11 protein-coding genes are annotated in these 15,489 nt (G+C 58.8%); 10 read left to right on the forward strand and 1 reads right to left on the reverse strand.

Going from position 1 to position 15,489, the window contains the following annotated elements:
- Positions 1–6: 6 nt before the first annotated feature.
- From flgK to fliS, 7 genes are all read left to right on the forward strand, one after another.
- Positions 7–1,929 (forward strand): flagellar hook-associated protein FlgK, encoded by a 1,923-nt coding sequence (gene flgK / locus ACEVBK_RS05590; protein ID WP_375057609.1) that lies wholly within the window; start codon positions 7–9, stop codon positions 1,927–1,929.
- Positions 1,930–1,938: 9 nt separating this feature from the next.
- Positions 1,939–3,174 (forward strand): flagellar hook-associated protein FlgL, encoded by a 1,236-nt coding sequence (gene flgL / locus ACEVBK_RS05595; RefSeq protein ID WP_375057610.1) that lies wholly within the window; start codon positions 1,939–1,941, stop codon positions 3,172–3,174.
- 366 nt (positions 3,175–3,540) lie between these two features.
- On the forward strand, positions 3,541–4,701 hold the full coding sequence (locus ACEVBK_RS05600; RefSeq protein ID WP_375057611.1) for a flagellin: 1,161 nt from the start codon (positions 3,541–3,543) through the stop codon (positions 4,699–4,701).
- Positions 4,702–4,854: 153 nt separating this feature from the next.
- Complete coding sequence (locus ACEVBK_RS05605) at positions 4,855–5,229, forward strand: flagellar protein FlaG (RefSeq protein WP_375057612.1); 375 nt, start codon at positions 4,855–4,857, stop codon at positions 5,227–5,229.
- A gap of 8 nt (positions 5,230–5,237) precedes the next feature.
- Positions 5,238–6,671: a flagellar filament capping protein FliD gene (gene fliD / locus ACEVBK_RS05610; RefSeq protein WP_375057613.1), complete on the forward strand. Its 1,434-nt coding sequence runs from the start codon at positions 5,238–5,240 to the stop codon at positions 6,669–6,671.
- A gap of 2 nt (positions 6,672–6,673) precedes the next feature.
- A complete protein-coding gene (locus ACEVBK_RS05615; RefSeq protein WP_375057615.1) occupies positions 6,674–6,973 on the forward strand; it encodes a hypothetical protein in 300 nt (99 codons plus the stop codon).
- A 2-nt stretch (positions 6,974–6,975) separates the two neighbouring features.
- A complete protein-coding gene (gene fliS / locus ACEVBK_RS05620) occupies positions 6,976–7,371 on the forward strand; it encodes a flagellar export chaperone FliS (protein WP_375057616.1) in 396 nt (131 codons plus the stop codon).
- An 86-nt stretch (positions 7,372–7,457) separates the two neighbouring features.
- Here the strand turns inward: fliS and ACEVBK_RS05625 are convergent, their stop codons facing one another.
- Entirely contained in the window at positions 7,458–10,772 is a 3,315-nt protein-coding gene (locus ACEVBK_RS05625; protein WP_375057617.1) for a tetratricopeptide repeat protein, read from the reverse strand.
- A 632-nt stretch (positions 10,773–11,404) separates the two neighbouring features.
- On the opposite strand from ACEVBK_RS05625, the gene ACEVBK_RS05630 reads away from it, so the two are divergent.
- The 3 genes from ACEVBK_RS05630 to ACEVBK_RS05640 all read left to right on the forward strand — a co-directional run bounded on the left by ACEVBK_RS05630 (position 11,405) and on the right by ACEVBK_RS05640 (position 15,324).
- Entirely contained in the window at positions 11,405–12,859 is a 1,455-nt protein-coding gene (locus tag ACEVBK_RS05630) for a sigma-54 dependent transcriptional regulator (RefSeq protein ID WP_375057618.1), read from the forward strand.
- A 138-nt stretch (positions 12,860–12,997) separates the two neighbouring features.
- Entirely contained in the window at positions 12,998–14,005 is a 1,008-nt protein-coding gene (locus tag ACEVBK_RS05635; protein WP_375057619.1) for a PAS domain-containing sensor histidine kinase, read from the forward strand.
- Positions 14,002–15,324, forward strand: coding sequence for a sigma-54-dependent transcriptional regulator (locus ACEVBK_RS05640; RefSeq protein ID WP_375057620.1), 1,323 nt, complete (start codon positions 14,002–14,004; stop codon positions 15,322–15,324). The genes ACEVBK_RS05635 and ACEVBK_RS05640 overlap by 4 nt, the downstream gene beginning before the upstream one ends.
- Positions 15,325–15,489: the final 165 nt, after the last annotated feature.

Genomic DNA, 15,489 nt, shown 5'->3' on the forward strand with positions numbered 1-15,489 from the left:
CGAGTCATGGCGATAGACCTGTATCAAACCGGCGTGAGTGGCCTGATGGCCGCCCAGTCCCAACTGGCGGTTACCGGCCATAATATCGCCAACGTCAACACCGAAGGCTACAACCGCCAGCGGGCCGAGCAGATGACCTCGGTGGGCCTGACCTGGGGCGGACTGCATTACGGCTCCGGCACCCAGATTTCGGACGTGACCCGCGTCTACCAGGAGTATGCCTTTCGGGACCTGTTGATCAACAGCACCGAAAAGGCCGGGGCCCAGGCCCTCTATGAACAGCTGGCCCACCTGGACAGCGGCGTCAACAGCATGGGCGCGGCCATCGGCAAGAGCCTGAACGAGCTCTACAAGAGTATCGACGCCCTGACCGACAACCCGTCGGATCTGGGCAACCGCGGTCTGATGCTGGCCAACGCCGAAGACCTGGCCAAGCGCTTCAACGACATGCACGCCAACCTGAGCCAGCAGCTGTCGATCAGCAGCCAGGACATCGCCACCCGTGCCGAGCGGGTGACCGAGCTCTCCGCCGGCATTGCCGCCCTCAACCAGGAGATACTGAACACGGGCCAGAACGGTGCCCCCAACGATCTGCTGGACCGGCGTGACTTGCTGATCAAGGAACTGAGCCAGGAAGTACGCATCACCACCCTGAACGAGCCCAACGGCGTGGTGTCGGTGATGCTGGATGGTCGCGAATCACTGGTGAGCGGCACCCAGGCCTTTGCCCTGGAAGCCCGGCCCGGCAATCCGGATGCGCAGCAGACCGAGCTGTACCTGAGCAACCCGGCCAGACCCGGCAGCGCCACCCGCCTGGACGGAACGGGCCTTGGCGGCAAGCTGGGATCCACGATGCAGTTCCGAGACCAGGTGCTGGCCCCCGCCATGAGCGACCTGGGGCGCACCGCCCTGGGGCTGGCCGATGCCTTCAACCAGGTGCAGCGCCAGGGCATGGATCTGAACGGGCTGCCCGGACTCGACCTGTTCCGCGACATCAACGCCCCCGAGCACCAGGCCGGCCGCTTTCTCACCTCCAACCCGGCGGTGAGCGGCACCGTGGCCATTACCGACACCGGCGCCCTGAGCGGCAGCGACTACAGCCTGGAATACAAGGACGGCGACTATGTCATCACCAACCTGGGCAGCGGGGAAAGCATCCAGCTTACGCCCGATGCCGAAGGCCGGCTCAACCACGACGGCTTTTCCCTGACCCTGGCCGGCACCCCGGCCAACGGCGATCGCATGCTGCTCCGCCCAAGTCGGGACGGTGCCGCCGACCTGCGGGTGAGCCTGCAAAGCCCGCAGCAGATTGCCGCCTCCGGCCAGGTGCTGGTCAGCCCCAACGGCGACAATACCGGCAGTGCCCGCCTGAGCACCGAGGTGGGTGACCCGGGTGGCGCCGACTTGCCCGGCAAGGGCGATCCCCTGGTGGTGACCCTGAACGAGCAGGGCGAATATCAGGTGTTCCGCCAGAGCGATCCCGGCACCTTGCTGGCCGGGGGCACCCTGGACCCGGACAACCCGGTGATCGTGCTGGACGGTATCAGCATAAGCGTGGACGGCAAGGGCGGCAGCCCCCTGGATCGCTTCGAGATAGAGCAGGCCAGCGGGGCGGGCAACAACGTCAATGCCCAGGCCTTCGGCGACATCAAGAACAAAAAGTGGCTGAACAACGGCAAAACCGGCCTGGAAGGCAGCCTCAACCAGTTGATGGTGGGCGTGGGCAGCAAGACCTACAACCAGAAGATAAAAGCGGAAACGGCGGCGGCGGGCCATACCCAGTCCGAAAACCGCATGCTGTCGGTTTCCGGAGTGAACCTGGACGAAGAAGCCGCCAACCTGCTGCGCTTTCAGCAGGCCTACATGGCCTCCAGCCGGGTCATTACGGTGGCCAACGACATTTTCAATTCGCTGCTGCAGATCCGCTAAGGAGCCACCGTGCGACTCTCCACCTTTCAGTTTTACCAGAACAACCTGAACAACATCACCGGCAAGAGCGGCCAGGCCAGCCAGCAGCTGAACCAGCTCTCTTCCGGCCTTCGGGTGCAGACCGCCGCCGACGATCCGGTGGCGGCCAACGGCATCCTCAGCTACAAGCAGGAACTGGAGCGCATCGCCCGCTACCAGTCCAACATCAGCCTGGGCGAAAACCGGCTGCGGCGGGAAGAGAGCGTGCTGACCACGGCGGAGAACCTGACCCAGCAGGTGAAGGAACTGATGCTCAAGGCCAACAACGGCAGCTACACCCAGGACGAACGCAACGCCCTGGCCAGCGAGCTGCAGAGCCGGATGGACGAACTGCTGGATCTGGCCAACAGCCGGGACGAGTTCGGCAACTATATTTTTGCCGGCTTTCAGAGCGACGCCGCCCCCTTTGTGCGCGACCCGGACGGCACGGTGCACTACCTGGGCGACGGCGGCCAGCGTGAGCTGGCGGTGGGGGACAACGTTAAGGTGGCCCTCAATCACGACGGCCGCCTGGTGTTTGGCCAGGTGCCCAACCCCAGGGGCGACTTTACCGTGCAGTACCGGCTGGAGGGCGAGGTGCGGGAACAGGGCCTGGTGGTGGAGCGGGCCCGCATCGAGGACAAGGCCGCCTTCGGCGATGCCCATCCCTACAGCATCACCTTCAGCGACAGCCTGAGCGAGCCGGGCCGGCTGGCGCTGACCCTGACCGACAGGGACGGCACTGAAACGGGCCCTATGCCGTACGAGCCCGGCGCCCCCGTGATGGTGGACGGCGTGAGCATAGTGCTCAAGGGCGAGGCCCGCGCCGGCGACGAGATTACCCTGAATTCCACCCTGGCCGACGGTACCGGCCAGGATCATGTGGGCCTGTTCGACACCATGAACCGGGCCATGGCCTGGCTGCGGCAGGACGGCAACAACGCGAGCGGCCAGAGCGAACTGGCCGAGGTACTGGAGCAACTGGACGGCATCAACGGCCACCTGACCCGGGTGCGGGCCGACACCGGCATTCGCCTGCAGCGGCTGGACAACCAGAAGGAAAGCCATGCCGACATGAGCCTGACCCTGGAAAAGGTGCGCAGCGGCATGGAAGACCTGGACTACGCCCAGGCCATCGGCGAGCTCAACCAGACCATGGTGGCCCTGCAGGCCAGCCAGAGCGTGTTCGGCAAACTGCAGGGCATGAGCCTGTTCAACTATATCTGACGCGCAGCGGTGAGGCCGTAGATACCATCTCTTCGTGACGTTTGGCAGCTAACCATCCGTCACGGAGAGATACAAGCCGCGGTTCCAACCGCGGGATCCCGCTCTCACCTCTGTCACTCCCGCTCCCTCTTTCGTCATTCCCGCGAAGGCGGGAATCCAGAAACCGGCGATGCCGCCCCTTAAAAACTTCCGCTAAAGTCCGGGCGGCGTGGGCCGATACTCATCCGTAGCCAGGATCGGGCAGGCTTGAACGCTTAAAGCGCAAAAAATGCTAAAGCTGCCGAAAAAGCCGCCGATAACCTGAACAACAACAGGCAAGTAAACGCCGGCCGAGCAGCCGGAATCTTCCTCAACGGAGACTTTATTATGGCGATTAATATCCACACCAACGTCACTTCCATGACCGCCCAACGCAACCTGAATGCCTCGAGCAGCGCCCTGGCCAACTCCATGGAGCGGCTGTCTTCCGGTAGCCGTATCAACTCCGCCAAGGACGATGCCGCCGGCCTGCAAATTTCCAACCGGCTGAACTCCCAGGTACGTGGCCTGGGGGTGGCGATGAAAAACGCCAACGACGGTATCTCCATGGCGCAAACCGCCGAAGGCGCTCTGCAGGAGTCCACCAATATCCTGCAGCGGATGCGGGACCTGGCCGTACAGTCTTCCAACGGTACTAACGACGACACCGACCGTGAAGCCATCCAGAAGGAAATCAGTGCCCTGAGCAGCGAACTGACCCGTATCTCCAAAACCACCACCTTTGGCGGCCAGAAGCTGCTGGACGGCAGCTTTGGCAGCAAGAGCTTCCAGGTGGGCGCAAGCAGCAACGAAGTAATCAGTTTGGAACTGCGTGACAGTTCGGCAGCGGCTTTGAAGCGTGAGTACCAAGAATTTGAAGACGTTGAAATATTTGCGGCTGCAAGTGCTGGTGCAACTGATCCGGGCTTGAGTGCTCTGACTGCAGCTACTTTCGCAATCACCGATGCTGATGGTAAGACAACGACCATTACCGTTGACCTGAGTGCTGCTCAGGACGATAACGCCCGTATGGATGCTTTGAACAGTGCCTTGAGTGGTAGCGGTCTTCGTGTCAATAAAGATTCCGATGGTAACTTGGTACTGAATGGCGAATTGGCGAAGGGTTCTTCAATAGGCATTACTGGTTCAGGTATTACAGAGACAGTTGCAACAACAGCAGGTGACACTACATCTGCGAGCGTAGAGCAAATCGATGTAACCACTGCCTTTGGTGCCCAGGCTGCGGTAGGCACCCTGGATGACGCCATCAAGCAGATCGATGGACAGCGTTCCGAGATCGGTGCGGTACAAAACCGCCTTAACAGCACCATCAACAACCTGGCCAATATCCGCGAAAATGCCGCTGCGGGTATGGCGCGGATCAAGGAAGTGGACTTCGCCGAGGAAACCGCCAACCTGACCAAGCAGCAGATACTGCAGCAGGCCGGCACCTCCATCCTGGCCCAGGCCAAGCAACTGCCCCAGGCCGCTCTTTCCCTGCTGGGCTAAAGCGTGGAGTTGCAGTAATATCAGGGGCGGCTTGCGCCCCTTTTTCACTAAAGCTGGAAGCTAGATGCTTGAAGCGGGAAGAACAGGCTTTCAGGTTTCCAGCTTGCGGCTTTTCAGTATTATATCGCCTGCCCGTGGGCCAGGAGCCATATAATGGATACTTCTTCTCTTACCAGCAAACCGCTGACAGCGGCAGTGGATATCGGTTCCAGATCGCGCGAACTGGCCCAACCCGCCCAAGCCGAGTCCACCCAGACGGTGCAGGCGGTGCAGCAGGTCGAATCGGCCAAAAAGGTCGAGCTTAAGCCCGAACAACTGGAGCAGATGGCCGAGCAACTGGAGCAGTTTGTCAGCAGCTTTAACCGGGGGCTCACCTTCAGCGTGCATGAAGGATCCGGCCGCCAGGTGGTCAGCGTGGTGGATAAAAACACCGGTGAAACCATACGGCAAATTCCCTCGGAAGAGCTGCTCGATGTGATCTCCCGGCTGGCGGAAGCCGGTGGTGGCCTGATCGATACCAAGGTATAGGAGGCAAAATGTCCGGACTTAAGCTACCCGGCGTGGGCTCGGGGTTTCCCATCCAGAGTTTTGTGGATGCCACCGTTAACGCGGCCCGAGCCCCCAAGGAACAACAGCTGGCTCGCAGAGCGGAGAGTATAGACGTTCAGCTTTCTGCTTACGGCAGCCTTAAAAGCGTACTGGATGAATTCAAGACGTCCCTGAAAAAGCTCAGTGAGGAATCGGCCTTCCAGAAACGCTCCACTACCCTGAGCAGCTCCGGTTTTATGACCGCCAGTGCCGATAAAAATGCCGTGGCCGGCAGTTACAAACTGGTAGTTGAACAACTGGCTCAGGCCCATAAAGTTGGTGCCAAACGACTGACTGGCGAGAATGCTACCAAGACCAAGCTGGGTTCCGGCACTATCGATCTGGCGCTTAAAAACGGCGACAGTTTCAGCGTGAGTATCAGCAAGGAAAAAAGTTCTCTGGCGGACATCGCCGCGGCCATCAACAATGCCGAAGACAACAAGGGCGTAAAGGCCACCGTAGTTACCGACGATAACGGCTCGCGCCTGGTACTGTTTTCGGAAAAAACCGGTACCGAGAATGCCATTGACAATATTACCATCAACGGCAATGGTGACGGCGATGATAACCACAGCCTGAACGACCTGCTGGATGGACCCGACGGCTTTACCGAGATACAGGGTGCTCAGGATGCCCGTATTACCCTGGATGGCGCGACCGTGACCAGCCAGAGCAATGAAATCAAAAATGCCATTGCCGGGGTGACCCTGAATGTCACCAAGGTCAGCGAGTGGGAAGACAGCAACGATCACTCCCAAGGTAGAAAAAGCCTGAACCTCACCATTGGCTACGATAAAACGGCAGTAGAGAACAACCTGAAAGACTTTGTTGAGTCGTTCAATAAGGTGATCAATACCATCAACAAGCTGACTTCTTATAATGCCGATACCCAGAAAGCCGGTGCACTCAATGGTGACGCCAGCGCCCGTAATATTACCGCCAATTTGCGCAGTTTGCTGAGTGAGCAGGTGGAAGGTGCCCTGGCACCGGTCAAGAGCCTGACCGACCTGGGTATTACTACCACCCGGGAAGGGACCATAGAGCTGGACAACGACCTGCTCAAAAAACAGCTGAATGATAACTTCGAGAAGGTGGGGGCGCTGTTTGCATCCGAAAAAGGGGTGGCCAGCAAGCTGGATACTTTTTTGGAAAGCTATGTAGGTAAAGAGGGTTTTCTTACCAACAAGGACAAGTCTCTGCGCGAGCAAATGACCAAGCTGGAAAAGGAAGCCGACAACTTTACCGACTATATGGCACAGTATGAAGAGCGAATATACAAGCAATTCAGTGCCATGGATATTATGGTTGCCAAAATGAACCAGCAGTTGAATTCGGTGATCAGCGCCTTTGAAAACATGCCCAACTTTAATACCAAGAAGTAGTTATGGATAATCTGACTGCATTGGAAGATTTGGATGAAAAGCTGCTTTCCGCCTTGCAGCAACCGGAGCAACTTGATGCCGGCTGGCTTGAGCAACAGCTTGCCCGCCGGGCAACCCTGCTGCAGCAAGTGATAGCCGAAGGCGCCATAGCTCCCGAGGCGGCCCAGGCGCTGGTCGATCGTTCACGAGAGCTTAAACAACAGGCAGAGCTGGCACGTACCCGGCTTGCCGAAAAAATGGCCACTTTGAAAAAAGGTAAACGCTCCACTCAGGCCTATAACCAGATAAAACAACAGGAGTAAAAATGCGCGGTTCACTCAAAGCCTATAAATCCGTGGCGGTAGACAGCCAGAAAAATGTCGCCACCCCCCACAAGATGGTACAAATGTTGCTGGCGGGTGTACTGGAGCGGCTGGCCAAGGCCAAAATGGCCATTGAACAGGGCAATACCCCCCAGCGCGGCGAACTGCTGGGCCGCGCCATTGATATTCTCAATGAGCTGCAGGCCGCTCTGGACAAGGATGCAGGTGGAGAAATAGCCGTAAACCTGGACAACCTCTACGACTTCTGCGTACATGAGCTGTTATTGGCCAACGCCGAAGCCGATGCACAACGTATTGATAATGTCGCCAGAATCATCCGGGACATCAAGGAAGCCTGGGATATGATACCGGCCGAGCAGCAGGTAGTGGTCGAATAATCAAAATAGCTCAAAATATTATGAAATAGTGTTTATATTATTATTTCCTTTATGAGTGAGAAAGCCGCAATGTATGCGGCTTTTTTTTAATCTGCGATATAAGCATATTTATGCCATAAGTCTTTAACTTCTTTTGCATTGATGTTTGGCTTGAGCAAGAATAACCCTGCGCTTTCACTTCTTTCTAAGCAATCTAGAAAGTTAAGCACAATGTGATACTGTGGTCTGTTCCAGAAATCATGTATAAAAATACGAGCAGATTCAGGTGTGGTATGGTGTTTTATTATATGCAATATTGATGTTAAAACACATGCAACTCTAAATCTTCCATCAACTAAAATAAGATCAAAGGAGTCTTTGTGTTTGTCGATAGCCAAACTATAATTAGGGAATTTATCCTTGTGACTCATGGATGAAGGCATCCCCCACTCTTTAGTTGGCCCTATGTCTACAGCATCTAATTGACAACTGTCTCCAATTTTATCTATTAGTGCATTAACCCAGTTAACATCGCTCTCAACTCCCTTGATTATTAATCCTTTTTTGGATGCCCAGATAGTTGAACCACCAGAGCCAAACTCAAAATAGTTGTTTGCCTTGGTAAGAGACTCTTTAAAAAGATTTTGCTCACTAATAGACATTCGCGGACTTTCCGGAATTTTTACCTTATTGATGATTCCGTTTGAAATTAAATAATTCTCTCCTATTTTAGGAGATATGGAATCAAGGATTCTGTAGCTGGTATCTTTGGTCTTATAAAAATTATGAAGAATGAATGATAGCTTTTTCTTTCTGTTGTTACTAACGTTGATTAATTTTCTCATGCTCTTTATAAATATAAAATCTGAAGTTATAAGTTGACTTGCTTGTTTTTTTATAATTGTTTTTTTTACAGGGTAGTCACTGATATATTTCTGATTTTTCAGCTGAAGAAAATCTAAATCGTATCGGGTAATTATTTGGTGAATTTTATCAAAGGTTTTTTGATTTTTATGGGTGGAGATGAAGTTAGACTTGATTTGTATTAATAATACTGAATCAATTAAGTCACCCGCACCATCCAAAACCGCCTCTATACCATGCATGTTATCCAGGATCAGCCAGTCGATATGATCCAGGCCCTGTATATCCTGCAAGCGAGTGGTGGTAAGGGGCAATTCGCTGATCACCTCGGCCACTTGCTCCATGCCCACGGGCTGCTGGTCGGCGGGCAGGGGCTTCAGGCTGCCGGTGGTGTCGGGGTCGTGGCCCAGGTAAAGAGTGGCGGGGCCACCGTCGGTCAGGCAGGCCATGGGGTAGTGGTGCAGGTAGCCGTCCTTGGGCAGCAGTTGCGGATCCTTCACCCGGCCGGTGGGGTCGAAGCAGATGGTGTTGAAGGCACCGGTGTTGTGCAGTTCAAGGTATTCCGGGCTGCCCACCAGTAGGCCGCCGTGATCAACGGTGACAATGCGACCTTCGAAGGTGAAGGAGAACTCCTCGTCTTCTTCATCCACTTCCGGTTTGGGGGGGTACTGCAGCGCCATGGGCTCGGCTTCGTCGGCGAAAATGGGCTGGTCGTCCTGGGTAAAGGACAAGGCCGAAGGTGCCTTGCCTTCGCAATAGCGCTGCCAGATTGCCCTGAAGGTGGCGCCCAGGTGATGGGCGAACAGCTTGGCATCGCACACCGGCGAGCCGAGCAGGGCCGGGCGCAGGTGGGTGCGCAGATTGTCCAGAATGTCGACGTTATTGGCCAGGGTCATCACCTTGAACAGATATTCGGGCCAGTCGTTGGCCACCAGGTTGGCCATGCCGGCATTCACCAGGTGGGTGGCGGAGTGGCGGCCGGCAAAGGTGGGGCCGGGCAGGGTAACCACGGGCACGCCCATGGCCATGGCCTCGCAGGTGGTCAGGCCACCGGAGTAGGGCCAGGGATCCAGGGCGATATCCACTCTGTTGTAGCTGGCCAGCAGTTCCTTGTGGGGAGAGCCGCCCTCGATAATCACCCTTTCTTCGGTGATGGCGTGCCTGGCCAGGCTGTCCAGCACCTGGCGGCGCAGGTGTTCGCTGCCGAATTCCCTGCCTTTGAGAAATAGCCGAGAGTTGGGCAGGCCATGCAACAGCAGCGCCCACTGCTCCAGCAGCACGGGGTTCAGCTTGGTGGGATTGTTGAAACAACCCAGGGTGATGTAGCCGTTTTGGTGTACCGGCGCCGGCGCTACCTCGGGCAGGTAGGGCGGCGGAGTATAGCAGATATAGTCGTTGGGCAGGCGAACCAGCTTCTCGGTAAAAAAGGCGTCCTCTCCTTCCGGGGTTTCCACCCGGTCGCTCAGCAGGTAGTCGATGGCGCTCACACCGGTGCTGCTGATAAGACCGCCCACCCATTTCACGATCACGGGGGCCGGCTGCATGGTGACTGCCTGCATAAAGGTGCCGGCATTGTGACCGCTCAAATCCACCAGTATGTCTATTTTGTCTTCACGGATCTGTTCGGCGAAGCGTTCGTTGCTGTAGCCGTTCACCAGCATCCACTGGCTGGCCCGCTTTTTTATCACCTTGGTGAAATGATCTTCAATTTCGCTGCTGGAATAGGCATAAAGCTCTATTTCATGTTTAGGTAGCTTGTCCAGGGTAGAGGTAATCATCTGTCCCACCGGGTGGGAGCGGAAACCGTCCGAGAACATGCCCAGGCGGATGCGTTTGCCGGGGGACTTGTCCGCCGCCTCGGGGCGGGCGGGAATGTTCTTGGGGGCATGGCATTTTTCCCAGCCTCTGGCCACTTCCAGTATTTGCTCCTTGCTATAGTCCGGATGGTAGTGCAGCAGGGTCAGGTAGTTGGAATAGGCAACACCGGCATGATCGCCGGCAGCCATGGCCTGCTTCAGGTAGTGGATGGAGTCGTCCAACTGGCCGGTTTCCCGTAGCCGGTTGGCCAGGGTATTGAGCAGGGCATGATTCTTGGGATGTTTCTCGGCCTGCTTTTTCAGCAGTGCTATGGCTTCGTCCAGCCGATACTGGGCCGTCCAGATCTCGCTTTGCTGCAGCAGGTAGGGGAGATGATCGGGGTTGCTGGTCAGTGCCCTGTCTATGCATTCCTCCGCCCGTCCATACCGCTTTTGGTGGCGTGCCAGTTGAGCCAACTGGGCCCAGGCGTCACTCTTGTTAGGCTCCAGCGTCACCGACTGTTCCAGCAGGTTACGGGCGTCGTCGCTCAGCCCTTGGCTTTGCTTGGTCCGCCCCAGCAGGTAGAGCAGATCCGCATCCTGGGGATGTCTGTCCAGCCAGTTCTGCAGTAGCTGCTGGGCTTCCTGATATTGCTGGTTGTTGAATAGAGAGAGCGCTTCCAGCTTGGCCTTGGCCAGGGGAGAACCGGGGGTCTGTAACCGGGCTTGTTTGGTCTGTTTCTTGATGAACTTTTTGGCCATAAACAAATTCCATGTTGAGTGGTGGCACCTTTCAGGCGCGCTCAAGATTCGTTATGGCATGCAAAGTTTGAGCCATTGGCCTCCATTCAGACATGTTCGTGTGGCGTGTTACTTGCCTAAGGTGAGGTGGGTGAGGTGCTTTATCTTTGATTTTATGCTAGGTCTTTGGGCTGACGGCGTGCGGGTTCTGATGCTCGCCAACGGCGAGAACAACCCCGAGCGGCTGGAGCAGGTCAGCGGCTTGCTGCGGGAAATCAAGTCCGCCTGGGACGCCATCCCCCTCGAGCTGCAACAAATACCTGCCTGATTTTCCTCACTTTTTTAGCCCCCTCGTGGAGGCTTTTTTTATCCGCTCGGCGTCGAAAAACCGTCGCCCAGGCCGCTGGCCCAGGCCATGGCGTCACCCGCTTGTCGGCCCCCTCGGTGGTTTTTTCGGTCGCCCCTTGATCTGGATCAAGGTATTGCCCATTAATCTCCCCTGCTCATCGCCAAGTTTTGACGCATGTGTCAGAATTACGACTTCCTGCTTAATGCTTGTTATATATGGTGCTATGCTCTACCCCTTAGGGATAAAAAACTCTGCACACACTCTCTTGCCAGTAACTAATTAATAAAAATAGGGATTTTAACCTATGGGCTTTAACGGCTGTGTCTTGATCATCGACAACAACCAGGAACGTCGGGCCAAGCTTGAGGCCATCTTGTCCTTTATGCAGGTGGAATGGCGTAGCCATGAGCCGGCCAGGGGGCTGGAATGGCTGGAGCGGGTTCAGCCGGGAGTCACGGTGTTCGCAGGCAACACCGGCGTGGCGCTGGCCGACATCCTCCCTCGTTTTTCCCGCCATGGTTTTATCGCCCTGGACGAACCCGGTTGCCGGGCCGACAACCTGCTGGGCAGCCTGACCGCCCTGACCTATGTGGAACTGACGGCGCTGCTGATGCAGGCGCGCAGCTGGCGTCCGGCCACCCCCAATGAACAGCAGCTCGGCTGCCTGCAGCGTTTGCTGATTGGCGACAGCACTCCCATGCAGGAGGTGAAAACCCTGATCCTGCAGGTGGCCGCCAAGCCCGCCAATGTATTGCTGTTGGGCGAGTCGGGTACCGGCAAGGAAGTGATCGCCCGGGCCATACACCAGCTGTCCGGCCAGGCGCAAGGGCCCTTCGTGCCCATCAACTGCGGCGCCATTCCGGCCGAACTGCTGGAGAGCGAGCTGTTCGGCCATGAGAAGGGCGCCTTTACCGGCGCGGTTTCGCCCCGCAAGGGGCGCTTCGAGCTGGCCGAGGGCGGCACCCTGTTCCTGGATGAAATCGGCGACATGCCGCTGCCCATGCAGGTCAAGCTGCTGCGGGTATTGCAGGAGCGCACCTTCGAACGGGTGGGCGGCACCCGCCCCATTCGTGCCAATGTGCGGATTATTGCGGCCACTCACCGGGATCTGGAGGCGATGATCGTCGAACAGCGCTTTCGCGAAGATCTCTACTACCGCCTTAACGTCTTTCCCATTGAGGCACCGCCCCTGCGCCTGCGCCAGGGCGATATTCCCCTATTGCTGGAAGAGCTGGTTCGCCGCCATGGCGAGGCCCACGGCGCCGGGCTCGATTTTGCCCCCGAGGCGGTGCAGTCGCTGCAGGCGTATCACTGGCCCGGTAATGTGCGGGAGCTGTCCAACCTGGTGGAGCGGATGTTTATTCTTTGTCCCGACCGGGTGGTACAGCTGCGGGATCTGCCGCTCAAATACCGCCAGTCGGGCAGCCCGTCGCCGGCCGAACGGCCGTTCGACGAGCTGGATGAACGGGACGCCCTGGCCGCCATGTTCTACTCGGGCCCTGTGGGGGAGCCGATGGAGGAGGAGTCCGTCGACTTCGGCTTCGGCGCCGAGGAGCCGGCGCGGCTCACGGCGGTGCCGGCCCTGTCGCCTACCGGCATCAACCTCAAGGAAATGCTGGCCAATATCGAGGTCGATCTGATTGCCCAGGCGCTGGATGCCAGCGAGGGAGTCGTGGCCCGGGCCGCCGAGCAGTTGGGCATGCGCCGCACCACCCTGGTAGAAAAGATGAAGAAATACGGCATCAGCCGGGAGTTTTGATTTTAGTGGCGGGCCGCCCGCCAGGTTGTGCCACACCGCAAACGCATGGGTACCACGAAAGCTCGCAAACCGGCTCTTGGCCAGAAATATGGCACATATCTTGAATAAACCAGGGCATTTCTCCAGTAGCGATGCCTTATGACCCTTGCCGCCCCTTCCGTGTTGCCCGATACCGCCCAGTTGCTGGAGGCCCTGCCCGGCGGCCTGGTCTGGCTGGACGGCCAGGGCCGGGTGGCCCTGGCCAATCCGGCGGCCCGGGCCATGCTGGGCGAACCGCTGCTGGCGCGGCCCTGGGCGGAGGTGATCGAACGGGCCTTCGCTCCCCAGCCCGACGACGGCTTGCAGGTGTCGCTCAGGGATGGGCGTCGTATCCAGTTGGCCATCTCTCACCTGGAAGGGAGGGCGGGGCAACTGATCCAGCTGGTGGACATGACGCCCACCCGGGCCTGGGCCGAGCAGCAGGGCCATGCCCGTCGGCTGGCGGATCTGGGGCGCATGGCCGCCACCCTGGCGCACCAAATTCGTACTCCTTTGTCCGCCGCCATGCTCTATGGCGCCAACCTGGCCAGTCCCGGCCTGAGTTCGCTGCAGCGCGAGCAGTTCCAGCAGCGGCTGATGCAGCGGCTGACGGATATCGAACGTCAAATAAGTGACATCCTGCTGTTTATCCGGCCGGATTCGGCCCCACTGGCCGACCGGCTGGAGGTGCAGGCATGGCTTGGCCGCAGCCTGGAGGCCGCGGCTCCCCTGCTGGCGGCGGGAGGGGCGGAGCTGGTCCGGCATGGGGAGCAGGACGCCGCCATTCTGGGCAATGCCAATGCCTTGACCAGTGTGCTGCTCAACCTGATCGAAAATGCCATCCAGGCCGGTGCCTGCCGGATACGGCTGGAAACGAGGGTGGCGGCAGGGGAAGTCCGCCTGAGCCTGGAAGATAACGGCAGGGGCATGGCACCGGAAGTGCAGGCACAGTTGTTCACCCCTTTCTTTACCACCCGCTCCCAGGGAACCGGCCTCGGGTTGGCGGCGGTGGCGGCGGTGGCGCGCGCCCACCAGGGCCGGGTGGCGGTGCAGTCGGCACCGGGGCAGGGAAGCCGCTTTACCCTTGCCTTTCCCCTTGCGACCCCCACGGAGGAGACAACCCCATGAATGGTGACATCCTGATAGTGGAAGACGATCCCGGCCTGCGGCAGGCGTTGCAGGATACCTTGCAGCTGGCCGGTTACGCCTGTGGCGCGGTAGACAGCGCCGAGGCCGCCATGGTCCGGCTGCAGCAGCAACCGGTGCGGATGGTGATCACCGACGTACAGATGGCGGGCATGAACGGGCTGGAGCTGCTGCACTGGATCCGGGGGCATTTTCCCGGGCTGCCGGTGCTGGTGATCACGGCCCATGCCCAGGTGGCCGGCGCCGTGGCCGCGATCCGGGCCGGCGCGCTCGATTACCTGGCCAAGCCGTTCACTCCCGACCGCCTGCTCAGGCTGGTACAGCGCTGCGTACCGGCAGGCACAGAGCAGGACGTGCCGGTGGCGGGGGATCCCCAGAGCATCCGCCTGCTGCAACTGGCGGCCAGGGTGGCGGGCTCCGTCGCCAGCGTGATGATCACCGGCCCCAGCGGTACCGGCAAGGAGGTGCTGGCCCGTTACATTCATCGCCAGTCGGATCGGGCCAAGGGACCCTTTGTCGCCATCAACTGCGCCGCCATTCCCGAGAACATGCTGGAAGCGACCCTGTTCGGCTATGAGAAGGGGGCCTTTACCGGTGCGGTGCAGGCCTGCCCGGGCAAGTTCGAACAGGCCGAGGGGGGAACCCTGCTGCTGGACGAGATCACCGAGATGGAACTCAACCTGCAGGCCAAGCTGCTGCGGGTATTGCAGGAGCGCGAGGTGGAGCGGCTGGGCGGGCGCAAGCTGCTCCGCCTGGATGTACGGGTACTGGCCACCAGTAACCGCGACTTGCGCCAGGCGGTGGCCGAGGGGCGTTTTCGCGAGGATCTGTACTACCGGCTCAATGTGTTTCCGCTGGCCTGGCCGGCGTTGGCCCAGCGCCCCGGCGACATCCTGCCCCTGGCGGAGTCGCTGCTGGAGCGCCACGGGCGGGAGCTTGGCCGTGGCCGGCCGCAGTTGAGCGAAGAGGCGCGACGGCGCCTGTCCGGCTACCACTGGCCGGGCAATGTAAGGGAGCTGGACAACGTCATCCAGCGGGCCCTGATCCTGTCGGCGGGGGAGTCTATCCAGGCTTCCGATATCTTGCTGGACGAGGCGCCGGCCGGGGAGCCCGCTCCGTTGCCGGCGCCGGCGGAGCTGGGGCGGGAGCTGGCGAGCCAGGAACACCAGATTATTCTGCAGGCCCTGCGGGCCTGCGCCGGCAGCCGGGCCGAAGTGGCGGAAAAGCTCGGCATCAGCCCGCGCACCTTGCGCTACAAGCTGGCCCGCATGCGCGAGGCAGGGATAGAGGTGCCGGCCTAGTCGCTCCTGCTCTACGCGATTGCCATCGCGTCTGCGGCAGTATTGGGGTGGGCTAGGCGATTGGCGCACCACCCACGGCGAGGCGGAGAACAGCATATGGGGATGAACTGGCCCGTAGTTTGCATTATCATCCCCAGGTTAAATTATTTACGCGGGAGCCACAGC

The organism is Zobellella sp. DQSA1, assembly GCF_041950555.1.
In the GTDB taxonomy this organism is placed as follows: domain Bacteria; phylum Pseudomonadota; class Gammaproteobacteria; order Enterobacterales; family Aeromonadaceae; genus Oceanimonas.